At 69.5% G+C, this 21,840-nt stretch carries 22 protein-coding genes; 9 read left to right on the top strand and 13 right to left on the bottom strand.

Annotated features, from left to right (window positions below; genetic code table 11):
* Positions 1–124 precede the first annotated feature (124 nt).
* Positions 125–292, bottom strand: coding sequence for a DUF3117 domain-containing protein (locus ABN611_RS20780; RefSeq protein ID WP_012923066.1), 168 nt, complete (start codon positions 290–292; stop codon positions 125–127).
* Positions 293–468: 176 nt separating this feature from the next.
* Between ABN611_RS20780 and ABN611_RS20775 the strand changes: the two genes are divergently transcribed.
* From ABN611_RS20775 to ABN611_RS20760, 4 genes are all read left to right on the top strand, one after another.
* Positions 469–1,287, top strand: coding sequence for a PaaX family transcriptional regulator C-terminal domain-containing protein (locus tag ABN611_RS20775; protein WP_350281561.1), 819 nt, complete (start codon positions 469–471; stop codon positions 1,285–1,287).
* 66 nt (positions 1,288–1,353) lie between these two features.
* Entirely contained in the window at positions 1,354–2,145 is a 792-nt protein-coding gene (locus tag ABN611_RS20770) for an enoyl-CoA hydratase-related protein (protein WP_350281560.1), read from the top strand.
* A 141-nt stretch (positions 2,146–2,286) separates the two neighbouring features.
* The gene (locus ABN611_RS20765; protein ID WP_350281559.1) at positions 2,287–2,496 is read left to right on the top strand and encodes a hypothetical protein; all 210 of its coding nucleotides are present in this window, start codon (positions 2,287–2,289) and stop codon (positions 2,494–2,496) included.
* A gap of 26 nt (positions 2,497–2,522) precedes the next feature.
* On the top strand, positions 2,523–4,454 hold the full coding sequence (locus tag ABN611_RS20760) for an SBBP repeat-containing protein (RefSeq protein WP_350281664.1): 1,932 nt from the start codon (positions 2,523–2,525) through the stop codon (positions 4,452–4,454).
* A 191-nt stretch (positions 4,455–4,645) separates the two neighbouring features.
* On the opposite strand, the gene ABN611_RS20755 is transcribed toward ABN611_RS20760, so the two are convergent.
* The 7 genes from ABN611_RS20755 to ABN611_RS20725 all read right to left on the bottom strand — a co-directional run bounded on the left by ABN611_RS20755 (position 4,646) and on the right by ABN611_RS20725 (position 10,812).
* Positions 4,646–5,191 (bottom strand): DNA-3-methyladenine glycosylase I, encoded by a 546-nt coding sequence (locus tag ABN611_RS20755; RefSeq protein ID WP_350281558.1) that lies wholly within the window; start codon positions 5,189–5,191, stop codon positions 4,646–4,648.
* The gene (locus ABN611_RS20750; RefSeq protein ID WP_350281557.1) at positions 5,188–5,643 is read right to left on the bottom strand and encodes a hypothetical protein; all 456 of its coding nucleotides are present in this window, start codon (positions 5,641–5,643) and stop codon (positions 5,188–5,190) included. Before ABN611_RS20750 ends, ABN611_RS20755 begins: the two co-directional genes overlap by 4 nt.
* A gap of 77 nt (positions 5,644–5,720) precedes the next feature.
* The gene (locus ABN611_RS20745; RefSeq protein WP_350281663.1) at positions 5,721–7,400 is read right to left on the bottom strand and encodes a DivIVA domain-containing protein; all 1,680 of its coding nucleotides are present in this window, start codon (positions 7,398–7,400) and stop codon (positions 5,721–5,723) included.
* Between the two features lie 55 nt (positions 7,401–7,455).
* Positions 7,456–8,313 carry a TIGR00730 family Rossman fold protein gene (locus tag ABN611_RS20740; RefSeq protein WP_350281556.1) on the bottom strand — a complete coding sequence of 286 codons (858 nt, stop codon included), beginning with the start codon at positions 8,311–8,313 and terminating at the stop codon, positions 7,456–7,458.
* A 37-nt stretch (positions 8,314–8,350) separates the two neighbouring features.
* A complete protein-coding gene (gene dapE, locus ABN611_RS20735) occupies positions 8,351–9,418 on the bottom strand; it encodes a succinyl-diaminopimelate desuccinylase (protein WP_350281555.1) in 1,068 nt (355 codons plus the stop codon).
* Positions 9,419–9,533: 115 nt separating this feature from the next.
* The gene (locus tag ABN611_RS20730) at positions 9,534–10,217 is read right to left on the bottom strand and encodes a VOC family protein (RefSeq protein WP_350281554.1); all 684 of its coding nucleotides are present in this window, start codon (positions 10,215–10,217) and stop codon (positions 9,534–9,536) included.
* A 10-nt stretch (positions 10,218–10,227) separates the two neighbouring features.
* On the bottom strand, positions 10,228–10,812 hold the full coding sequence (locus tag ABN611_RS20725) for an ABATE domain-containing protein (protein WP_350281553.1): 585 nt from the start codon (positions 10,810–10,812) through the stop codon (positions 10,228–10,230).
* A gap of 63 nt (positions 10,813–10,875) precedes the next feature.
* On the opposite strand from ABN611_RS20725, the gene ABN611_RS20720 reads away from it, so the two are divergent.
* Positions 10,876–11,526, top strand: coding sequence for a pyridoxal 5'-phosphate synthase (locus ABN611_RS20720; RefSeq protein ID WP_350281552.1), 651 nt, complete (start codon positions 10,876–10,878; stop codon positions 11,524–11,526).
* The gene (locus ABN611_RS20715; RefSeq protein WP_350281551.1) at positions 11,517–12,182 is read left to right on the top strand and encodes a maleylpyruvate isomerase family mycothiol-dependent enzyme; all 666 of its coding nucleotides are present in this window, start codon (positions 11,517–11,519) and stop codon (positions 12,180–12,182) included. The genes ABN611_RS20720 and ABN611_RS20715 overlap by 10 nt, the downstream gene beginning before the upstream one ends.
* Here ABN611_RS20715 and ABN611_RS20710 read toward each other — a convergent pair.
* The 5 genes from ABN611_RS20710 to ABN611_RS20690 all read right to left on the bottom strand — a co-directional run bounded on the left by ABN611_RS20710 (position 12,179) and on the right by ABN611_RS20690 (position 18,360).
* Positions 12,179–14,215: a DUF4185 domain-containing protein gene (locus ABN611_RS20710; protein WP_350281550.1), complete on the bottom strand. Its 2,037-nt coding sequence runs from the start codon at positions 14,213–14,215 to the stop codon at positions 12,179–12,181. The genes ABN611_RS20715 and ABN611_RS20710 overlap by 4 nt on opposite strands.
* 4 nt (positions 14,216–14,219) lie before the next feature.
* Positions 14,220–15,245 (bottom strand): glycoside hydrolase family 172 protein, encoded by a 1,026-nt coding sequence (locus ABN611_RS20705; RefSeq protein WP_350281549.1) that lies wholly within the window; start codon positions 15,243–15,245, stop codon positions 14,220–14,222.
* A 13-nt stretch (positions 15,246–15,258) separates the two neighbouring features.
* Positions 15,259–16,056: a carbohydrate ABC transporter permease gene (locus ABN611_RS20700; protein WP_350281548.1), complete on the bottom strand. Its 798-nt coding sequence runs from the start codon at positions 16,054–16,056 to the stop codon at positions 15,259–15,261.
* Positions 16,046–16,933, bottom strand: coding sequence for a sugar ABC transporter permease (locus ABN611_RS20695; protein ID WP_350281547.1), 888 nt, complete (start codon positions 16,931–16,933; stop codon positions 16,046–16,048). Before ABN611_RS20695 ends, ABN611_RS20700 begins: the two co-directional genes overlap by 11 nt.
* A 65-nt stretch (positions 16,934–16,998) precedes the next feature.
* A complete protein-coding gene (locus tag ABN611_RS20690) occupies positions 16,999–18,360 on the bottom strand; it encodes a sugar ABC transporter substrate-binding protein (protein ID WP_350281546.1) in 1,362 nt (453 codons plus the stop codon).
* Between the two features lie 237 nt (positions 18,361–18,597).
* Here ABN611_RS20690 and ABN611_RS20685 point away from each other — a divergent pair, with 237 nt between their 5' ends.
* The 3 genes from ABN611_RS20685 to ABN611_RS20675 all read left to right on the top strand — a co-directional run bounded on the left by ABN611_RS20685 (position 18,598) and on the right by ABN611_RS20675 (position 21,263).
* Positions 18,598–19,260 (top strand): SIS domain-containing protein, encoded by a 663-nt coding sequence (locus ABN611_RS20685; RefSeq protein ID WP_350281545.1) that lies wholly within the window; start codon positions 18,598–18,600, stop codon positions 19,258–19,260.
* Positions 19,257–20,195 carry a ribokinase gene (locus tag ABN611_RS20680; RefSeq protein ID WP_350281544.1) on the top strand — a complete coding sequence of 313 codons (939 nt, stop codon included), beginning with the start codon at positions 19,257–19,259 and terminating at the stop codon, positions 20,193–20,195. Before ABN611_RS20685 ends, ABN611_RS20680 begins: the two co-directional genes overlap by 4 nt.
* Positions 20,196–20,264: 69 nt before the next feature.
* A complete protein-coding gene (locus tag ABN611_RS20675; protein ID WP_350281543.1) occupies positions 20,265–21,263 on the top strand; it encodes a LacI family DNA-binding transcriptional regulator in 999 nt (332 codons plus the stop codon).
* Positions 21,264–21,840 lie beyond the last annotated feature (577 nt).

The following is a 21,840-nucleotide window of genomic DNA, read 5'->3' as shown; positions in this document are numbered from 1 at the left end:
GTTTGATCAAATGCGGGGTTGTTTCGGGCACAGCAAACCGTAACGACCCCGGCCGGTGCCGGAAAGGGCACCCACCGGGGTCGGAGTGAGAGGCAGGGGCCGGCGCGGCCCCGCGGGGATGTGATCAGCCGACGACGGCCTTCAGTGCGTTGCCGAGCTCGGTCGCTTCGTCGGCGTTGAGCTCGACGACGAGCCGACCCCCGCCCTCGAGCGGAACCCGCATCACGATCCCGCGGCCCTCCTTGGTGACCTCGAGCGGACCATCGCCCGTCCGCGGCTTCATCGCCGCCATGCGCGCACCCCTTCCCAGTGTCGGTGTTGAGCGACGACACCGCGCGGGGGACCGTGGCCGGCGCCGTTGCGGTGATGCGCCGTCGGCGCGTATCGCAGTGTGTATCGGTGTGTGTCAGCCCCTATTATTCCCGATCCCGGGCCAGAGCCGTGCACCATACGGCAGACTCGAGTCTTGTGCACGCCCGTTCAGCCCTCTTCGACCTGTACGGCGACCACCTGCGCGCGCGAGGTGCGCAGGCCCCGGTCGCGGCCCTCGTCCGGCTGCTCGCACCGCTCGGCGTGCATCCGCCGGCGGTTCGCACGGCCGTCTCCCGGATGGTCCGGCAGGGCTGGCTCGAGCCGGTCCGGATCGACGGCCAGCCCGGGTACGCGCTGACCGCCCGGGCGCGTCGCCGGCTCGACGACGCGGCCGCCCGGATCTACCGGACCGCGCCCGACGGCACCCCGGTGCCGGCCGGTTCCGAGGGCCCCGGCGACTGGGACCGGCACTGGCACCTGGGCATCCTCCGCGAGGTTCCGAACGCCCGCCGCCGCGAGCAGCTGGCGAGCCAACTTTCCTTCCTGGGTTGGGCTCCGCTGTCCGACGGCGCCTGGGTCGGGCTGCGCAACGACGCCGAGGTGGACCAGATCCTCGGCCAGGAGGGGATCGCCGCGGACCGGTTCCGGGCGCCCGTCGACGAGGGCGCCGTGGAGTTCGCGCGGCGGGTCTGGAAACTCGACGAACTCGGCGCGTCGTACGACGCCTGGCTGATCGAGGCGAAGGCCCTGGTCGACGACGCGGGACCGGAAACCGGCGACGAGCAGGCGTTCGCCGTACGGTCCGAACTGGTGCACGAGTGGCGCAAGTTCCTGTTCCGCGACCCGGGGCTGCCGGCCGAGTTGCTGCCGGCCGACTGGGCCGGGACGCGGGCGGCGGCGTTCTTCGATTTCCACGCCGAACGACTGGGCCCCGCGGCCGGGCGTTTCGTCGACAGTTGCCTGCGACATGCCTGACCGAACAGCTGACCTAGAAGCCGACTCAGCACCGAGTTCTCACCGAACGTCAAGGAGCAGACCACGATGAGTGATTCCGTCACGTACGCCGTTGCCGAGGGCATCGCGACCATCACGCTGAACCGGCCGGATGCCATGAACGCGCTCGACACGCCGACCAAGGTGCTGCTCCGCGACACGGTCCAGGCGGCCGCGGACGACCCGGCCGTCCGGGTCGTCGTACTGACCGGGACCGGGCGGGCGTTCTGCGTCGGGCAGGACCTGAAGGAGCACATCGGGCTCCTGCAGGCGAACGATCAGGCCGCGCTGTGGAGCACGGTACCGGACCACTACGCGCCGATCGCGTTGGCGCTCGCCGAGATGCCGAAGCCGGTGATCGCGGCCGTCAACGGCGTGGCGGCCGGGGCGGGCGCGTCGATGGCGTTCGCGTGCGACTTCCGGGTGGTCGCCGACACGGCCGGGTTCAATCTTGCGTTTACCGGGATCGCGCTGTCCTGCGACACGGGGATCTCGTGGACGCTGCCGCGGCTGATCGGTCACGCGAAGGCGCTCGAACTCCTGTACTTCCCGCGCACGATCCCGGCCCCCGAGGCACTCGACCTCGGCCTGGTGACGACCGTCGTACCGGCTGCCGACCTGGAACTCACAGTCGCTGAACTCGCCACCAAACTGGCCGCCGGCCCGACCGTCGCTTACGGCGCGGTTCGCCGCTCCCTCAGCTACTCGGCCGCCCACCCGCTGGCGGAGGCGCTGGCGTTCGAGGCCACGCAGATGCAGCTCACCGGCGGGACCGAGGACCATCAGAACGCGGTCGCCTCCTTCGTCGCGAAGCAGAAGCCGACGTTCACCGGGCGGTAGGGCTCGTACCGAAGAACGGGTAGTGGTCGCCCGATCGAGGCTCTGAGGATCCGACACGCCGCGCAATCCCTCATCACTACCCGTCCTTCGGTACAGCGCGAGCTCTTGTAATCGTTTACGTAAGCGATTACAACCAGACGGGTGAGGAAACTGCTGCTACCTGCCCTGACCGCCGTCACGCTGGTGGGGAGCCTGATCCTGCCGGGCTCCGCCACGCAGCCCCCATCCGGCCCGTCCACACAGCCCGCGACCGGGGTCTCGGTTGCGCCTGGGACCATCACCGCCCGGCGGGTGCCCTCCCCTGTGCTCGGGGAGGACATTGCCTACAACGTCTACCTGCCGGGCGGGTAGACGGGTCCGCGCGTCGGTATCCGGTCATCTACCTGCTGCACGGCCGGGGTGACTCGATGAGTGCCTGGACGCAGGTGAAGAGCCGGCTGGACGAGCTGGTCGGCAGCGGCGAGATCCCGCCCACGATCGCGGTCATGCCGGACGCGCCGTGGAGCAGCCGCGCGAGCTGGTACGTCGACTCGGCGTATACCGGATCCCCCGACACCCAGATCCCGCCGGGACGCCCGGTCGAGACGGCGTTCCTCAAGGATCTCGTGCCGCGGATCGACGCGACGTACCGGACCATCGCGGACCGCAGTGGGCGCGCGATCGCCGGCTACTCGATGGGCGGTGCCGGCGCGCTGCGGTACGTGCTCGCGCACCCGGACGTCTTCGGCGCCGGGATCGTGCTGAGCCCGGCGGTGTACTTCCCGTTGCCGCCGAGCGACTCCAGCACCCGCGAGTTCGGTGCCTTCGGCAAGGGCAAGGACCCGTTCGTCGAAGCGACGTACCTGAAGCTCAACTGGCCGGCCGCGCTGAAGTCGTTCGCGGCGAGCGGTCTGCGGTCGCAGCTGTTCCTCGTGGTCGGCGACGACGAGTACAAGAACCCGAAACCGGTCGACGCCACCCACGACCTGGACTTCGAGACGCACGTCGTGTTCAACCAGGCAGCGCGCGTCCCGAACCTGACCTCGGAGCTCCGGATCGTCGACGGCGGCCACGACTGGGACGTCTGGGGCCCGACGTTCGCCGAAGGCGCGAAGTACGTCTTCCAGTACCTCGGCAAGCCGCCCGCGACGCCGATGCAGGCAGCGATCACCGGCACACCCGGCGAGGACCGCGCCGGCGGGATCGCCACCGATGCCTCAGGCAACGTTTATCAAGCGGTCGCGGCCGCCGGGGCGCTGGACGGGCAGCCGTACGCCGGCGGCACCGACGTCGCGCTGATCAAGTACCGGGCCGACGGCTCGCGCGAATGGACGCGCTCGCTCGGAACGGGCGGCACGGAGCGGGCGTACGGCGTTGCCGTCGACGCGGACGGGCGCGTTGTGGTCACGGGCTACACCAACGGCGACCTCGACGGCGCACATGCCGGCAACACCACAGACGACGCGTTCGTGGCGCAGTACGACGCTGACGGGAATCGGCGCTGGCTGACGCAGTTCGGCGTGCCCGGCGTCGCGGATCGGAGCTACTCGGTCGCCGTCGACGGGACGGCGGTGTACGTCGGCGGCTACACGAAGGGAGCGTTGGCCGGGACGAACCAGGGCGACAAGGACGTGTTCGTCGCGCGCCTGGACGCGGACGGTCGGCAGGCGTGGGTACGGCAGGCCGGGAGCGCGGGCGAGGACAAGGGCATGGCCGTCGCCGTGTCGGGCGGGTCGGTGTACCTGGGCGGGATGACGGGCGGTTCGCTGGGTACGTCCGCCGGCGGGGTCGACGGGATCCTCACGCGGTACACGTCCGCCGGGGACGCGGTGTGGCTGAAGCAGTTCGGTACGGCGGCGTCCGACGAGGTGTGGGGGCTCGCGGCGGATCCCGCGGGCGGTGTCTATCTGACCGGATACACGGCGGGCGACTTCGCGGGACCGTCGGCCGGGGACAAGGACGTGGTGGTCGCGCGCGCGGACGCGGACGGCGTACTGACGTGGCGGGACCAGTTCGGCACGAGCGGGAACGACAAGGGCGCGGCGGTCGCGGTGGATCCGGGCGGTGCGGCGTACGTCGGTGGGTTCACGGACGGCGCGCTGGGGAGTCCGCTCGGGAAGTTCGACGGCGTGCTGGCGAAGTACTCCCCGGACCGCACGCGCAGCTGGACGCGGCAGTTCGGTACGGCGGACGACGACGCGGCGGATGCCTTCGCCGAGGCGAATCTGTACCTCACCGTGACGCCCGCCGGCACCCAGCTGAGCGGGCTGACCGGGACCGACGTGTTCCGCACGCGGTTCACCACGGATGGCGCGAACACCCTTCCGTAAAACGTTTGGTGGGCTCCGCGACCGCGTTCCGGCCGGGCGAGTCACGGCCGGACAACCACCTGACAGTCGGGGAGCCCGCTGAACACCTCATCACGTTCAGTGGCCGGAGCACAACTCGTTCAGCCGTTTGTCTTTGGTTTTCGGCAAAGTTCCTTTTGCATATGCAAAAGGCAGCTGCACGTGCACGAGATTTACCGGGCTATACAGGTCTTCAAGTGGTCGTTCACGATGCCCGTGGCCTGCATCAACGCGTACGCCGTGGTGGGTCCGACGAACACGAAACCGCGCTTCTTCAGCGCCTTCGACATCGCCACCGACTCCGGTGTCGTGGCCGGTACGTCGGCCATCGTCCGCGGCGCCGGGTGCTTCGCGGGCCGGAAGGACCAGAGCAGCTCGGTGAACTCCCCCGGCGCGAGCTCGAGCAGCGCGCGGGCGTTCGAGATCGTCGCGTTGATCTTCAACCGGTTCCGGACGATGCCGGGGTCGGCCATCAACCGGTCGAAGTCCGTCGCGTCGTACTTCGCGACCACCTCGGGGTCGAAATGCGCGAACGCGGCCCGGAAGTTCTCCCGCTTCCGCAGGATCGTGATCCACGACAACCCCGACTGGAACCCCTCGAGCGTCATCCGCTCGAACAGTCCGACGTCGTCGCGGATCTCCTTCCCCCACTCGTTGTCGTGATACTCGACGTACTCCGGCGCAGAAGTCGCCCAACTGCACCGCACGACCTCACTCACGCCCCCACCTCCCGCACCAACCGCCGCAACGAAACCCGCATCATCACCTCGAACACAGGCCGCACCACCGGCCAGACAAACACCCCCAGCCGCCCGAACGGCGGCACCACATCCTCAGACCAGGTGAAGACGCTCCCAGTGCCCACACCCGCCGCCGCCCCGGCTCCCGACCCTCCCGCAGCTCCCGGCACTCCTGCGGCGCGCGGCACGTCCGGCGGTGCCGCCGTCGCCGGCTCGATGGCGAACGTACCGGTGCCGCGGACGATCTTGCCGAGGTGTTTCACCGTGCACTCGCGCGGCGGATCCCAGTGGGTGATGACCATGTCGTCAGTGAACCCCAAGCCACCGACAGAAGTCCGCGCGGCCACTCCACCACCCACGCCAGTCCCGCCGTTCCCGGTAGCCCAGACCCGGGTGAACAACATCCACCGAGACTGCCGCTCCCAGTCCATCACGACGTCCCAGGCGTCCTCAGGCCCTAGCGACAACCAGACCGACGCCTCTGCGTGACACCTCCCCGAAGCATCCATCAGCTAGGCCGCTGATAAGTACCCTCGCCCTGCTCCGCAGGCGGCCAAAACCGCCACTCACCCTCATCCCCAGCCGCACCGTTCGGCGACCCTTCGGCCCCACCGACCTCCTCCTCAGCCCGCTGGCCGGGCTGCTGCGGTTGCGGGGGCTGGGTGGGCGGCTGCTGGTCAGCGGTTGCTTCCTGAGGCTGCGGTGCAGCTGTCCAGTGCGCGCCGGCACCTTCCGCTTGAGCCGGCTGAGTCGTCCGATGGTTGACCGCCTGCTGGGCGTCAGCACCTGCCTCCTCGCCACGAGCAGGCAGGGTGTTGGCGGCATCCGCCGCCTGTTCGCCGGGACCGGGACGGCTGGTCGCGGCTTCCGCCGCACGCTCGGACGGCTGAGCCTCTCCCTGCTCCGACGCACGCCGGCTCTCCACGAGCTGGTCATACTGCTGCGCAGGAGTCAACGCCTCTGTGTCTCCCCGCAACTGCTCCTGACGCGCCGCTTCCTGACGCGCCTGCTCTGCGTCCAGCTGCTCCGGCCGCACTTGCTCGGCCTGCTGCTCCCGCTGAGCCTCGGAAGGCTGCTCCACCTGCGCGTGCTGCTGCGGCTGCGGGTCCTCCGACTGCGGCGGCTGTGGCTGTGGGTGCTCCTGCCGGGCCTGCTCGACTTGCTGCTCCCGGGGAGGCTCGGACGGCTGCTCCGCCTGCGGCTGCGGCTGGGGGTGCTCCGCCTGCGACTGCTGCGGCTGAAGGTCCTCCGACTGCGGCGGCGCCGGGGGCTGCTGGTGGTCGGGCGTCGGCTGCTGGGGGGCCGGGGTGCGGCGTGGGGCTCCGGGCTGGGACTGGGCTTCCAGTACGGCGCGCGCCTCGGCCTGCAGGCGTTCGTACTCGTCGGCCGCAGCACGACCCGCCGGAGGCAGCTCGCTCGTTTCAGGTCCGTCAGCCGCGTCATCCGCATGCTGCACCCCAGACCCAGCAGCAGCACCGGACGCCGCGTCGGCGCCGCCCGCACTACCGTCCGCCGCGCCCGTAGCGCCGGAGGCTGTGTCGGCGCTGCCCGTAGTACCACCCGCCGCGCTCGTAGCGCCGGAGGCTGTGTCGGCGCTGCCCGTAGTACCGCCCGTTGCGTCCGTAGCACCGGGGGCTGTGTCGGCGTCGCCCGCAGTACCGGCCGTCGCGCCCGTAGCGTCGGAGGTTGCGTCGGCGTCGCCCGCAGTACCCGCGGCTGCCCCTGTAGCACTGGACGCTGTGTCGGCGCTGCCCGCCGTACCCGCGTTTTCACCGGGGCGCGGGGTGTCGGTGGTGGGTTCTGGGAAGTCGCCGCCTACCAGGATCGGGGGTTGGGTGCCGGTGTCTTCGAATTCGGCGGGGTCGTACGGCGTGGAGGTGAAGCCGTGGCCTTCCGGGGACTCGACGATGGGGGCTACGGCGCGTTCCAGGTCGGCGATGCGGCGGTCGCGTTCGGCGACCTCTTTCGCGATGCGTTCGAGGAGGCTGTCGACCTCGTCCATGCGGTAGCCGCGCACCCCGACGGCGAACCGGGCCGACTCGATGTCGGTCGCGGTCAGTGCCTGGCGCGCCGGGACCGTCATGTCGGGCCGGTCGTCGTACGCCGTACTCATGGCACCCCAACGACCCGAGGCCACTACCGCGACAGCCCCGATCAACAGCACCACGATCAGCCCGAAGAACCACATCACGGGACCGATCGTGCCATGCCGGACGAGTCAACCGCACAATCACCCAGGGTTTTCAACTTCCGTCGGAGCCCAGGCGGTGGGGGCGGGAGGCGGGGGCGTTGGCTTCGGTGATGTCGCGGGCGGCTTCCTCGGCGGCTTCCTCGGCGGCGGCGTCGGCGAGTTCGCCGGCCTTGACGATGTAGCTGATCGCCTCGTCGACGTCGTCGGTGACGATGAACATCTCCAGGTCGGCGGACGAGATCTTCCCGTCCTCGAGCATCGTCGCGCGCAGCCAGTCGACCAGGCCGCCCCAGTACGACGTCCCGAACAGCACCACCGGGAACGACGTGACTTTGCGGGTCTGCGCCAGCGTCAGCGCCTCGAACAGCTCGTCCAGCGTGCCGAACCCGCCGGGCATCACCACGAACCCCTGGGCGTACTTCACGAACATCGTCTTCCGGGTGAAGAAGTACCGGAAGTTCATCCCGATGTCGACCCACTCGTTCAGGCCGTTCTCGAAGGGCAGCTCGATGCCGAGCCCGACCGACACGCCGCCGGACTCGGAGGCGCCCTTGTTCGCGGCCTCCATGACGCCCGGCCCGCCGCCGGTGATCACGGCGTACCCGGCCTCGACGAGTTTCCGCCCGAACTTCTCCGCGGCGGCGTACATCGGGTCGTCGTGCCTGGTCCGCGCGGAGCCGAAGACGCTGATCGCGGCCCCGAGCTCGGCGAGCATGCCGAAGCCCTCGATGAACTCCGACTGGATCCGCAGCACCCGCCACGGATCGGTGTGCACCCAGTCCGAGGGCCCGCGGCTGTCCAGCAGCCGCTGCTCGGAGGTGGAGTGCTGCACCTGCTTGCGCCGCATCACGATCGGCCCGCGCTGCTGCTGGCCGACCGGACGGTCGGGGTGGATCGATGGTTCTGACATGACCCCAGGTTATTGCCTGGCCGGTAACGCGGCCGGGCTAGGCGCGGTCTGTCAACCAAGTCCTCAGCCGCTGTTCACACAGCTCGATCTCCACCTCGGGCACGAACTCGTCCTGCTTGTGCGCGTACAGCGGGTCGCCCGGCCCGTAGTTCACCGCCGGTACGCCGAGCAGCGTGAACCGCGCCACGTCCGTCCATCCGAACTTCGGTTGCGGCTCCCCGCCCACCACCTGCAGGAACGCCGCCGCAGCCGGCCGTTGCAGGCCCGGCAGCCCGCCCGGGGCCGAGTCGGTGACGGTCACGTCGTACCCCTCGAAGACCTCGCGCAGGTGGGCCTCGGCCTCGGCCTCGGACCGGTTCGGCGCGAACCGGTAGTTGATCGTCACCGTGCACAGATCCGGTACGACGTTGCCCGCGACGCCGCCGCTGATCGCGACCGCGTTCAGCCCCTCGCGGTACTCGAGGCCGTCGATCGGCACCCGCCGTGGTTCGTACGCCGCCAGCCGGTCGAGCACCTCGCCCGCCGCGTGGATCGCGTTCTCGCCCATCCAGGACCGGGCCGAGTGCGCGCGCTCGCCGCGGGTGGTGACCTCGATCCGCATCGTGCCCTGGCAGCCGGCCTCGACGACCGCGTTCGACGGCTCCATGACGACCGCGAACACGCCTTCGAGCAGCTCGGGGTTGGAGCGGGTCAGCCGGAACAGGCCGTTCCGCTCGGCCTCGATCTCCTCGCAGTCGTAGAAGATGTAGGTGACGTCGCGGTTCGGCTCGTCGACGGTCGCCGCCAGCCGCAGCATGACCGCGATACCGCCCTTCATGTCGCAGGCGCCGAGCCCGTGGATCAGGCCGTCGGCGCGCCGCGCCGGGAGGTTGTCGTTGAGCGGCACGGTGTCGAGGTGCCCGGCGAGTACGACGCGCTCGGCCCGGCCGAGGTCGGTGCGCGCGACGACGGTGTTGCCGTGCCGGAACACCTTGAGGTGCGGGTACGCCGAGAGCGCCTTCTCGACCTTGTCCGCGAGCTTCTCCTCGGTGCCGCTGACCGAGGAGATGTTCACCAGCGCCTCGGTCAGGTCCGCAGCGGACGTCGTCAGATGCAGCTTGGTCATGGGGCCTCCCGGCCTGGACTGAGGAGCGGAGGGAGCGCAGCGACCGCAGCGACGAGGGAAGGACGGGAGTTCCAGCCCCATGACCCGCCGCGCCGGAGGCGCGGCATCAGTACAGTCATGAGGCCTCCGGGGGCAGGAACACGCAGAACTCGTTGCCCTCGGGGTCGGCGCAGATGTTCCAGCCGATCTCGTCGTCCTTGGGCCGGAGCAGTGTCGCACCCGCGTCGAGCACGGGCTGCAGCGCGGGCGCGGTGACGTCCCAGTGCACCCGGTTCTTCACCGTCTTGGGCTCCGGGACCGGCACGAAGACCCAGTACCGGAACGGCAGGCCGGGCACGTTCTCGAGCCAGTAGTACGGCCGCCCGGGCCGGCTGGAGAAGTCGGCGCCGAGTACGTCGGCCCACCAGCGGGCTTGCGCCTCCGGATCGGCCGAGTCGACGACCAGCTCCATCAGCCGGTACGCCGGAACGGTCTCGCGGACGAACCCGCAGAACTCCCCGCCTTCCGGGGCCGCCAGCACCGTCCACTGCTGCTCGTCGGTCTCCGGAGTCAGGACCGTGGCGCCGGCGCGTTCGAGGTCGGCGATGTCAGCGGTGATGACGTCGAGGTGCACGCGGTTCTTGACGGTCTTCGGCTCCGGGACCTGGCACATCCAGATGGTCTTCTCGGGCGTGTCGCCGACCAGCACGGTCGGGTTGTCCGCGGGGGTCGTCAGCCCGAGGACACGGCCCCAGAAGGCCGCCAGCTCACTCGGCGACTCCACGTCGACGCAGAGGTCCTTGAACCGCGCAGTACTCATGTCGCACAGGCTATCCGGCGGTGCGTTTGCGATAGTGGCGGTTCACCCGCTCGCGATTCCCGCAGGCCGGCGTGCACCACGTCTGCCGCGGATCGTCCTGCAGGAAGTACTTCACACAGCGCGCCGCCGGGCACGCCCGCAGCCGCGCCCGGTCCGGGCTGACCAGGAAGTCGATCGTCGACCGCCCGATGGCCCCGAGTAGCAGTTCGAGCGGATCCTCCGTCCGGAAGGTCCAGCGCAGACCCGGTGCACTGTCCGCGGGCCACTCGAGCGTCGGAGCGCCGAGCCGGTCCGCTGCCTCATTCACCATCCGCAGCGCGGATTCGACGTCCAGCAGCCGATCTGCGTCCGCCTTGCTCGGCGGGTTCGGCGCCACCGCCCGCGCGAACAGCGCCCGCACGGCGCGCCGCATGCCAATCAGTCCGCGGTGCAGCTCCGCGCTCGGGACGTCGAAGGCGCCAAGGACCGGAGCAAGCAGGTGCTGCTGACCAGCGAGCCACGCAACGGCCTCCGCCTCGGTCGACAACAGGTCCGCGATGCCGCCGTGGCCGTCGTGCTTGATCGTGGTGGCGAGGGCCAGGGCGAGCGCGGTCACGAGGCGAGTCTAATGGGATATCCGGTTGCTGCCATGTGAATCGATCGCCTAGGGTCTCGAATCGTGACCGATCTCCGCAGCCGGCTGCGCGCCGTACCGACGCTGACCGGGACCCCGCCCGACTGGGATCCTTCGCGAACCCCGGAAACCCCGCACGAGCTGTTCGTCGACTGGCTGCTGTCAGCGATCGACCAGGACGTGCCCGAGGCCTGCGCGACCACGCTCTCCACCGTGCGCCCCGACGGCCGGCCGAACGCACGGGTGCTGATCCTCAAGAACGTGACGGCCGACGGGTGGCAGTTCGCGTCGTCGTCGACCAGCCGCAAGGGCGAGGAGCTGGCGACCACGCCGTACGCCGCTCTCACCTTCTACTGGATCCCGCTCGGGCGTCAGGTGCGAGTCATGGGCCGGGTCCAGCCCGCGACGCCGGAGGAATCAGCGCAGGACTTCCTGGCGCGTCCCCTCGGATCCCGGGCGGAGGCGCTCGTCGGCCGGCAGAGCGCAGTACTCGCGGATCGCGCCGACATCGAGGTCGCCACCAAGCAACAGCAGGACCGCATCGCGGCCGATCCCGACCTGGTCGCGCCGAACTGGACGTTGTACACGCTGCACGCCGACGAGGTCGAGTTCTGGCAGGCCGACCAGGACCGTCGGCACCTACGCCTGCACTACCACCTCGACAACACCTGGAAGAAGGAGCTGTTGTGGCCCTGAACGACGTACGTGCGACGGCCGACCAACTGCTGGCACTGACAGCAGACCTCGACGATGCAACCGCCCGCGGCGCGTCCGGCCTCCCCGGATGGTCGCGCGGACACGTGATCACCCACATCGCCAACTTCTCCGAGGCGATGACACGTCAGGTCGACGAAGCTCTCAAGGGACGCCTGGTCGAGGTGTACGACGGTGGGCGCCCGGCGCGCGACGCCGCGATCGAAGCCGGCGCGGACCGTCCCGCCGCCGAACTCAGGTCCCACCTGGCCGAGGCTGTCACCACGCTGCTCGCCGCCTGGGACCGGGTCGGCCCGACCGACTGGCCGCTCCCGATCCTGCACCGCAACAGCAACCTCTCGGCCGGCCTGCAGGCCACCTGGCGCGAACTCACCATCCACACCACTGACCTGGACTTGGGCATCACACCCGCGTCCTGGTCGGAGCCCTTCTGCCTGCACCTGCTCGATTTCCTCCGCCCCCGCACCCCCGAGGGCATCCACCTGGTCCTCCGGTCCCCCACCACCACCTGGAACACCGGCACCGGCGAAACCATCACCCTCGAAGGCGCCCTCACCGACCTCACCGCCTGGTACGCCGGCCGCCAGGCGCCGGGCCCGATCACAGGCCCGGCGCCCGAACTCCTGCCCTGGCCCTAGCTGACCGTGAAGTCGTCCACCTGGATCCAGGTGTCCTTGTTCGGGGCGTTGAAGCCGGCGTAGACGGTCAGCTCGTGCACGCCCGCAGGCACCTTCACCGTGACCTCGTGGTGGACGTAGCCGGTGCCGGCGCCGAAGGTCTTGGTGGCGAGGTCCTGGGTGCCGACGCGGACGCCGAAGCGGCCCTGGTCGGCGGGCAGGTTCGCCGAGGCGTTGACCCAGGAGCCGAAGGTGTACGTCGCCCCGGGCGTGACCGGCACGGTCTGGTACAGCGCGCTCCGGCCCGTGCAGGTGCAGCGGATCCAGCCGTTGTTCGCACCCGAGTGGGCGAAGCCGAGCCCGCGGTCGACGCCGTTGGCCGCCGTACCTTCGAACGACCACGCGGGCTTGCCACCGCCCGTGCCCTCGAAGCCGCCGTCAGCCAGCTGCGGCACGAACCGCACCGCCAGCTCGGAGACCGTCGTGTACGAACGCGTCCCACCGGGCAGCCCGATCACCCGCACGCCGTCGGTTTCCTGCACCGGGAAGGTGATCGTGTACGTCGTGTTCGCACCGGCAGACGCGTCGCCGGGGTACGCCGGTGACACGGTCTGCGAGCCGACCTCGACCCACACGCCGTCCCGCTTGACCTGGACCCGCGGCCGCCCGGTGAAGTACCCGCCCTGCGCCGACACCGCGCCGGACGTGAACTCGACGTTGTTCACCTTGCGCCGCGCGGGCCACTCGTACCCCCACCACGAAGCGCCCTTCACCTCGTCGTCGAAGTCCGACTCGCTACCCGTCTTCAAGCCGTCGTTCAGCACCGCGAGACTCCCCGACTGTGTCGACTTGGAGATCGCCACAGCGCCAGTCCCAGGCGCGGCCAGGTTGTCAGGCCCCGGCAGGTTCGATGCCGGCGTACCGTCGGAAGGCGTCAGCACCAGCTTGCGCAGGTTGAAGTTGTAGACCGACGTGCCGATCCCACCACCGCCGCACGGGCACACGTTCGCCTGCACGTACATGGTCCGGCCGTCCGGCTGCACGAACTTCGACGGGATCGTCACGCCGTACCCGCCGTACTTCGACGTCGACCACGGGTACCCGCCGAAGTCCTTGCTCAGGAAGTGCTTCCACGGCCCCCACGGCGTCGGCGACTCGTAGAACTCGAAGGTGTACTCCGTCCACGACGTGTACACGTACCGCTTCTGCTTGGCCAGGTACGTGACTCCGCCCTGGCTGATCACGCTCAGGTTCGACGCGTTCGTCCCGTACGTCTGCGCGTAGAGCCGCCGCGTGTCGGTCAGCACCGGCTTGCGGTCCGCGATCTTCGGCGACCACCCGGACCCGGTGTAGAACTTCCACGCGTCGCGCTCCTGCACCTGGTCGCGAGGCACCCGCGCCAGGAACACCGACTGCGGATCCGCGACCGTGTCGTCGAACGAGTCCCGCCAGTTCCCGTCCAGCCCGTACGCGTACACGTACCCGTCCGGCGCCAGCGCGCCGCCGCGGCCGAAGTCCGCGAACCAGATCGTCGTGAAGACGTGGTCGGAGAACATCGGCTTCGACTTGTCCCACGTCCACGTCCGCCCGTGGTCGGTGGACTTCAGGATCGTCGCGGCCGGTACGTCGTTGAAGTCCAGCGCCAGGTCCTGGACGGCGAGGTACATGGTGTCGCCGACGCACACCATCCCGGTCGGCTTCCGGTTGTACCCGGCGCCGCTCCAGATCGAGCCGACCTGGTCGCCCTTCGAGATCGTTGCCCCGGACAAGTTCCCCGGCGTACCGGTGATCTCGTTGACCGCAATGTCGGCGAAGTCCCCGTCCAGGCTGAAGCCCTTGCCGTCACCGTTGGCGGCGTACAGCTTGTCGTTGCCGGCCCAGCAGGACGGCCACAGGTCGCCGTCGCTCTGGCTGGGCATGCCCTTCGATTCCACCTGCGACGTCCCGATGGCGGTCGAGGCGGCGGCAGGCGGCTGGGAGTCGCGGGATTCGGTCAGGAGGGCCGCGGATCCGAAGACCAGCGGCAGGACAGCAAGCAAGGCCCCACGCTTCATGAAGCTATCCCTTCAGGGTTTGGTACCAGTAGGCGACCGACGACCAGTCGTCGCTGCGCTTGTTGGCGTGGCCGTGCTCGATGGTCACGCGGATGGACTTGAAGAACGTGATCGGATCCTCGATGTGGAAGCGGTACAGCGAGATCTCGCCGCTCCAGTTGGCTCCGCCGGGCAGCGTGATGCCGTGGTACGGCGCCGAGTACGCCTCGCTCGGGCACCACGCGGTGTTGAAGTAGTCCTCGGTCCCGGTCCCGTGCAGCGACGGCGGGAACGGCTCGCCGTCGATGAAGATCATGTCGTCGCCCTCGCCGTACCAGTTCCACTCGGCCGAGTCGCGCAGGTTCCGGATGCTCACCACGCAGCCGACGTAGTGGCCCTTGCCCTCGGTGTCGAGGACGACGTAGTTCCCGTCGCCGGTGAGGTTGGTGCCCTCGACCTGGTACTGGCGCAGCGTCTCGGATCCCTGCGGTACGCCGTCCGTGGGGTGCTGCCGGTTGTACGACGCGTGGAAGTAGCCGAGGCCGTCCTGCGCGCCGTCGAACAGCTCGTAGTCGATGTAGTAGTAGAAGAACACCGCGGCGCTGTCGAGCTCCGAGATGATCTCGACCTTCGCCCGGGACGCGAACGGCATGTGGAACCAGGAGTTGAAGCCCTTGCCGTCCTGCGGGCTCATCTGCAGCGGTGCGCTGACGAAGTTGACGGTCTTCCCGTGCCCGACACCGAAGAAGTCGCCGAGCGGCACGAGGACGCTGGGCCGGGCGGAGTCCTCCCAGGTGATGCGCAGGATCAGCTTGCGCAGGTAGTCGCCGTCGACCTCGTCCGGGCCCCACGGGCTGTCCCGCGCCACGGTGCACCAGATGTGGTTGATCGAGCCGGGTCCTTCGATGTCCGCCAGTACGGCGGTCTCACCCGGACGGATCGTCAACCGGTCGTCGTTGCCGCCGGTGCGGTCCCAGCTGGACGCCCTGCGCCGCTTGGAGTCGCGCAGCCGGGGCAGATCACGCAGACTGCTGCCGTAATCGCCGTACATAGAAGCCTCTCAGCTACTTGAGGCCGGTGGTCTTCATCGCGTCGACCAGCCGGCGCTGGCCCGCGACGAACACCACGACCGTGGGAATGGCCGCGATCACCGCGGCCGCGAGAATGAGGTTCCACGCGGAGGCGTACTGCCCCTGCATGCCGGAGACACCGAGCTGGATCACCCGCAGGTCCGGGTTCCGGGTGATGGTCAGCGGCCAGAGGAACGCGTTCCAGTTGGCCAGGAAGAACAGCACCGACAGCGACGCGAGCACCGGCCGGCTGAGCGGCAGGATGACGCTCCAGTACCGGCGCCAGTACCCGCAGCCGTCGAGGTCGGCCGCCTCCTCCAGCTCCCGCGGGATGTTCAGGTAGTACTGCCGGAGCAGGAAGATCCCGAACGCGTGGAAGATGCTCGGCACGATCAGGCCGGCGTAGCTGTCCAGCAGACCCAGCTGCTTCGCCACCAGGAACAGCGGCACCAGGATCACCGGCAGCGACACCAGCAGCGTCGACATGATCCCGGAGAAGATGATCCCGCGCCCCGGGAACCGCAGCCGGGCCAGCGCGTACGCCGCCATCGAGTGGAAGAACAGTGCGATCACGGTGACCGCGACCGACACGATCGCCGAGTTCAGCATGAACCGCGGCATCGGGATCTTCAGCAGCACGTACTGCAGGTTGTCCAGCGTCCAGCGCTGCGGCAGGCCGAAGTTGAAGACCTCCTCGGCAGGCTTCAGCGCGCTGATCAGGATCCACAGCAGCGGCGCGACCGCGATGATCGCGAGAACGTGGGCCAGGACCGGGAAGAATCTAATCCTCATCGAAGCGGCCTCCTCGGGTGAAGCCGAACATCAGGCCGGTGCAGACCACGAGGACCGCCACGACCACGGTGGTCAGCGCGGCGGCGTACCCCATGTTGTTGAAGGTGAACGCCTGCTCGTAGATGTAGAGCACGACGGTGCTGGTCGCGCGGGCCGGGCCGCCGTGGGTGAGCACGAAGACCAGGTCGAACGCCTGCAGCCCGGTGACCGCGCCGATCGTCGAGTTCACCACCACGAAGAAGCTGGTCGGGCGCAGCAGCGGCCAGATCACGTACCGGAACCGCTGCCAGGGCCCCGCGCCGTCGATCGACGCGGCGTCCTCGAGTTCCTTCGGCACGTCCTTGAGACCGGCCAGGAAGACCAGCATCTGGTACCCCATCAGGAACCACACGCTGATCACCACATAGGTGCCCAGGGCAAGGGACGGCGTCCCGAGGAACGACACGTCGCCGAGACCGAACGGCGCCAGCATCCGGGACAGCGCGCCGCGCTTGTCGACCAGCAGGAACTGCCAGATCAGGCCAACCACGACCAGGCTGACCACGTTCGGCAGGAAGAACGCCGAGCGCACCCAGCCGATGCCCTTGAAGTGGTTCCGGACCAGCATCGCCAGCGCGAAACTCACCACGAACGCGATCGGCACGAACGTGACGACGTATGTCGCGGTGACCTTGAGCGACGCCCACAACTGGTCGTCGCCGGCCATCAGCCTGTAGTTGGCCAGACCGACGTACTGGTAGTTGCCGAAGCCGTCGACCTTGAAGAACGCCACACCGAAGGCGAGCACCATCGGGATCGCGACGAAGACCAGCAGGCCGAGGGTGTCCGGCGCGAGGAAGGCGTACGCCGCCAACGCCTCGCGCCGCTTCCTCGTCATACCCGCCGTGGGTTTCGCCGAAGCCTTCACCAGTGGCTTGGACGGAGGAGCTGTCGTCGTCACCATCAGCTGATCGGCGCACCCTGGTAGGTCTTCAGGAACGTGTCGATCTTCTCCGCGGCGTCGGCGGCTGCCTTGGCCGGATCGGCCGCGTTCAGCTGACAGGCCTGGATCGCGTCGGCGATCGGCTGGTACACCTCCGGTGGGAACCGTGGCTCCGGCTTGCCGGTCGGGGCGATCTCGGTGACGAACTTCTTCAGCACGCCCTCGCTGAAGGCGCCCTTCGCGTCCGCCGCCGTCTGCACCGACTTGCGCGGCGGGACGTTGGTCTTCACGACCGTGTTCCACTGCCGCTGCCGTTCGACACCGGCCGCGTCGGTCGAGCCGAGCGCCCAGGCGATGAACTTCGCCGCCGCCTCCGGGTTCTTGCCCTTCGAGTTCGCGACGAACGCCCAGCCGCCGAGGTCGGTGGCCGGCTTGCCGCCGTCCGGGGTCGGCAGCGGGATGATGCCGTACTTGAAGTTCTTCGCCTTGGCGCGCATGTCGGCGACCGCCCAGATGCCGCTCTGCTGCATCGCGGCCGCGCCGGAGCCGAGGTTCGAGACCACGTCGCCGCCGCCGTCGCCGAGCGCCTTGCGCGGCGCGACCTTGTTCTTGATCGTCTCGCCCCAGAACCCGAGCGCCTGCGCGGCGGCCGGCGAGTCGAACGCGGACTTGCCGTCCTTGATCGCGTTGCCGTCGCCCTGCCACAGGAACGGGTACCAGGTGAAGTTCTGGTAGTAGCCCGGCTGCGTCTCGAACATCACGCCGTACCGCTTGTTGTTGGTGAGCTTCTGCGCGACCGCGAGGGTCTGGTCCCAGGTCTTCGGCAGGTCGGCCTCGGACAGGCCGGCGCTCTCGAACGCGGCCTCGCTGTAGTACATCGCGAGCGGCTCGATCTCCATCGGCAGGCCGTAGACCTTGCCGTCGACGCTGCGCGCCTCGAGCAGGCCGGGCAGGTAGTCGGCCTTCGCCTCGTCCGACAGCGCGGAGCCGAGGTCCTGCAGGACGCCGCCGTTGTAGTAGCGCAGGAAGTCACCGGGACTGATCAGGAAGATGTCCGGCCCCTGACCGGACTGGAACGCGGTCTGCAGCGTGGTCCCGTTCAGGTAGTCCTTGCCGGGGATGTAGCGCAGCTTGACGTGGGTGTCGTTGTTCTTGTTCCACTCCGCGACGGTGTCGACGAACCACTTGCTCTGCGGTCCTTGGTCGTCGGACGGGCCGTAGAAGTTCCAGAACGACAACTCCTTGGCATCGCTGCCGGAGGAGTCGCCGCCGCAGGCGGACAGCAGCGGTACGCCGGCCGCGGAGGCGGCCAGGGCGCCGAGCCCGCCGCGCAGGACGGACCGGCGGCTGAACTGCCGTGCAGGGAAGGGTGTTGCGGGCATCAGGGTGCTCCAGGGATTCTCTCGAACGGCGCCTGGCCGTGGACGTCGAGGGGCAATCGATTTCTCGCAATCTACGAGTGCCGACCCGGACGGTCAAGGCCCTCGGCGGTGACGATGTGATCAAATCCGGGGATTCCCGCGTGCACACAGGGTTTCCGTCGTGACCGCAGGCGTTGACACCACCTCGGTCCGGTGCCTAATCTGCGGAAATCGATTTCTGAGATGAGAGGCGCTGGGATGCCAGTTGTGCCGAACCGTGCGTCCGCCCACCGCACGGCCGACGAGCTGTCCAGGGACCTGGTGGCGCGGGGGCTGCAAGCGGCGCGGGACGCGATCGAGACCGAGGCCGCGGCCGTGTCCGCGCTCGCCGACCGCCTGGACGGAGTCTTCCTCGACGTACTGACCGCGGTCGCCCGCTGCGAAGGTCACCTGGTGGTGACCGGGCTCGGCAAGTCCGGGCTGGTCGGCCGCAAGATCGCCGCGACCCTGGCGAGTACCGGGACGCCGGCGACGTTCATCCATTCCGGGGACGCCCTGCACGGCGACTCCGGCGCGGTGACGACCCGCGATCTCGTGCTGGCGCTGTCCGCGTCCGGCGAGACCGCCGAGGTGTGCGCGTTCGCGCGGATGCTGCGCGAGCGCGGGATCCCGGTGATCGCGATGACCGGGCGCGAGGAGTCGACACTCGCGCAACTGGCGACATACACGCTGGACACGATGGTGCTGCGCGAGGCGGACCCGCTGAACCTGGCGCCGACCGCGTCGACGACCGCCTCCCTCGCGATGGGCGACGCGCTCGCGTGCGCGCTCGTCGTACTGCGCGAGTTCAGTCATCACGACTTCGCCCGCTTCCACCCGTCCGGTGCCCTCGGCAAGCGTCTGTCGGAGGACCAGGCATGACGGACGTATGCGTGCTCGGGTCGTTCATGAAGGACCTGGTCGCGTCGGCGGAGCGGCGGCCGCTGCCGGGTGAGACGCTGCACGGGACCGGGTTCGCGGAGTTCCTCGGCGGCAAGGGTGTGAACCAGGCGATCGCGGCGGCGCGGATGGGTGCCCGGACGGCGATCGTCGGCACCATCGGCGAGGACCGGTACGGCGAGGAGTTCCTGGAGCTGCTCGCCTCGAACGGTGTCGACACGTCCTGGGTCGTCCGGCATCCGTCGCTCGGCACCGGGGTGGGACTGCCGCTGGTGCTGCCCGACGGCGGCAACTCGATCATCATCGTGTCCCGCGCGAACGCCGCGATCACCGCGGCGGACGTCGAGGCGGCGCGGGACGTCCTGACGTCCAGCAAGGTGCTCAGCGTCCAGCTCGAGCTCCCGGTCGAGGCGAGCCACGCCGCCCTCCGGCTCGCCTCGGCCGCGGGCGTCACCACGATCCTCACCCCGGCCCCGGTGGGACCGGTCGACCCGGCGCTGGCGTCGTACGTCGACATCCTGGTGCCGAACGAGGTGGAGGCCGCGGCGCTCACCGGGCTGGACTGCGACGACGAGTCCCAGGTGCCGATGATCGCGCGGAAGCTCGCCGAGGACTGGGGACTGCGGGCCTGCGTGGTGACCCTCGGGTCGCGCGGCGCCTACGTGCTGGACCGGGACGGCGGCTACGAGGAGCGGATCGCGCCGCACGACGTCGCCACCGTCGACACGGTCGGGGCCGGGGACGCGTTCTGCGGCTCACTGGCCGCCTCGCTCGCGAACGGAGCCGGCCTGGTGGACGCCGTACGACTGGCGAACGCGGCCGGCGCACTCTCCACCACGGTCAACGGCGCGGCCGACTCGGCCCCGTCACATGCCGCGGCTCTCGCACTACTGGACGGTGCAAAATCGGCGACATGAGATCCTTTGGGTCGGATCGGAGTTAAAGTGCGATCCAGACGACCATCGGATCTCCAGCGGGGAGCGGGCATGACGACGATCTACGACGTCGCGCGTAGGTCGGGTGTGTCCCCGGCGACGGTGTCGCGCGTGCTCAGCGGCCGCCGCAACGTCGACCCCGAGCTGACCGAGAAGGTCCGCGCCGCGGTCGCGGAGCTCGGGTACCGCCCGAACGGCGTCGCGCGGAACCTGCGGAAGTCGTCGACGAACCTCTGGGCCGTGGTCATCTCCGACATCGAGAACCCGTTCTTCACCTCGCTGGTCCGCGGGCTCGAGGACGTGGCGCAGACCGAGGGGTACCACGTCGTCCTCTGCAACTCCGACGAGGACCCGGCGAAGGAAGCGGCGTACGCGTCGGCCGTCCTCACCGACCAGATGGCCGGCGTGGTGATCTCGCCGACGTCGACCGCCGAGGGTGTGCAACTGCTCGCGGACGCCAAGATCCCGATGGTGATGATCGACCGCCGGGTGGAGGGTGTGGAGGCGGACACGGTGCTCGTGGACAACGAGCACGGGGCCTTCGAGGGCGTCAAACACTTGATCGACGGCGGGTACCGGCGGATCGCCTGCATCACCGGCCCGCGCAAGGTGTCGACGGCGATGGACCGGCTCGCCGGGTACCGCTCGGCGCTGCGGGCGGGCGGGATCCGGTACGACAAGGACCTGGTGCGGCATGCGGACTTCCGCGAGGCGGGCGGGTACGCCGCGATGGAAAGCCTGCTGGAGCTACCGGAGCCGCCTGAGGCACTGTTCGCGACCAACAACCTGATGACTGTCGGTGCTTTGGAATGCTTGGCGCGGAAAGGGCTGCGGGCCCCGGACGACATCGCCATCGTCGGCTTCGACGACATCCCGTGGGCGGATCTTGTCATTCCTAGCCTGACGACTGTCGCGCAGCCGACGTACGAACTGGGGCGCACGGCGGGCATGCTCCTGAAAGACCGAACCTCCTCCCCCGGCCGCCCACCGTCCACCGTCACCCTCCGCACCGAACTCCACATCCGAGCGACTTCGGCACCTAAGCAGTAGTTGGCACCGGCCCAACGGACACCGCTACGCGGCGACTCATCTGTCGGCGCCTTCGGCGCAGGCGCATCAGGTGCAAACGAATGACGCCCCGGCGCGAGCCGGCCGCCCACCGGACAGCAGCCACATCGGACGCCGCTTCGCGGCGGCTCACTTGTCGGCGCCTTCGGCGCGGGCGCGTCAGGTACTACCGGATGACAGCCCCGGCGCAGGCCGACCACCCGTTGGACAGCAACCCACATCGGACACCGCTACGCGGCGGCTCACTTCTCGGCGCCTCCGGCGCAGGCGCAGCGTGCCCCGCTGAGTGACAGCCCCGGCGCCACGTGCTGCATGACGTAGCTCGACAACCGTCCGCTCGGCCTACCGCACGTGGGTGACGTTGATCGGACGCCCCTGCGCGGCTGGCATCCCGGCGCCCTCGGCGCGGCCGCGTGAGGTTCTGCATAGGCGCGCGCGGTGCTGCGCGGCGTACCCGGAGGTGGACAGGTGATGGCGGGTCGAGGTCCTGACCAGGTCGGACTGTGGCGGTGGGCGGAGTGCAGGGCCGTCATGTCCTGGCGATTGGCTGTCGGCGCAC

It is taken from the genome of Kribbella sp. HUAS MG21 (genome assembly GCF_040254265.1).
GTDB lineage: Bacteria > Actinomycetota > Actinomycetes > Propionibacteriales > Kribbellaceae > Kribbella.
This window is presented reverse-complemented; position numbering and strand designations above follow the sequence as displayed.

Bases quoted from the DNA above. Each gene is read 5' to 3' on its own strand.
- ABN611_RS20675 (WP_350281543.1), top strand. From the start codon at position 20,265: ATGACGACGATCTACGACGTCGCGCGTAGGTCGGGTGTGTCCCCGGCG.
- ABN611_RS20685 (WP_350281545.1), top strand. From the start codon at position 18,598: ATGCCAGTTGTGCCGAACCGTGCGTCCGCCCACCGCACGGCCGACGAG.
- ABN611_RS20780 (WP_012923066.1), bottom strand. From the start codon at position 292: ATGGCGGCGATGAAGCCGCGGACGGGCGATGGTCCGCTCGAGGTCACC.
- ABN611_RS20740 (WP_350281556.1), bottom strand. From the start codon at position 8,313: ATGTCAGAACCATCGATCCACCCCGACCGTCCGGTCGGCCAGCAGCAG.
- ABN611_RS20700 (WP_350281548.1), bottom strand. From the start codon at position 16,056: ATGAGGATTAGATTCTTCCCGGTCCTGGCCCACGTTCTCGCGATCATC.
- dapE (WP_350281555.1), bottom strand. From the start codon at position 9,418: ATGACCAAGCTGCATCTGACGACGTCCGCTGCGGACCTGACCGAGGCG.
- ABN611_RS20690 (WP_350281546.1), bottom strand. From the start codon at position 18,360: ATGCCCGCAACACCCTTCCCTGCACGGCAGTTCAGCCGCCGGTCCGTC.
- ABN611_RS20695 (WP_350281547.1), bottom strand. From the start codon at position 16,933: ATGACGAGGAAGCGGCGCGAGGCGTTGGCGGCGTACGCCTTCCTCGCG.
- ABN611_RS20730 (WP_350281554.1), bottom strand. From the start codon at position 10,217: ATGAGTACTGCGCGGTTCAAGGACCTCTGCGTCGACGTGGAGTCGCCG.
- ABN611_RS20750 (WP_350281557.1), bottom strand. From the start codon at position 5,643: ATGGACTGGGAGCGGCAGTCTCGGTGGATGTTGTTCACCCGGGTCTGG.
- ABN611_RS20745 (WP_350281663.1), bottom strand. From the start codon at position 7,400: ATGTGGTTCTTCGGGCTGATCGTGGTGCTGTTGATCGGGGCTGTCGCG.
- ABN611_RS20680 (WP_350281544.1), top strand. From the start codon at position 19,257: ATGACGGACGTATGCGTGCTCGGGTCGTTCATGAAGGACCTGGTCGCG.
- ABN611_RS20710 (WP_350281550.1), bottom strand. From the start codon at position 14,215: ATGAAGCGTGGGGCCTTGCTTGCTGTCCTGCCGCTGGTCTTCGGATCC.
- ABN611_RS20705 (WP_350281549.1), bottom strand. From the start codon at position 15,245: ATGTACGGCGATTACGGCAGCAGTCTGCGTGATCTGCCCCGGCTGCGC.
- ABN611_RS20770 (WP_350281560.1), top strand. From the start codon at position 1,354: ATGAGTGATTCCGTCACGTACGCCGTTGCCGAGGGCATCGCGACCATC.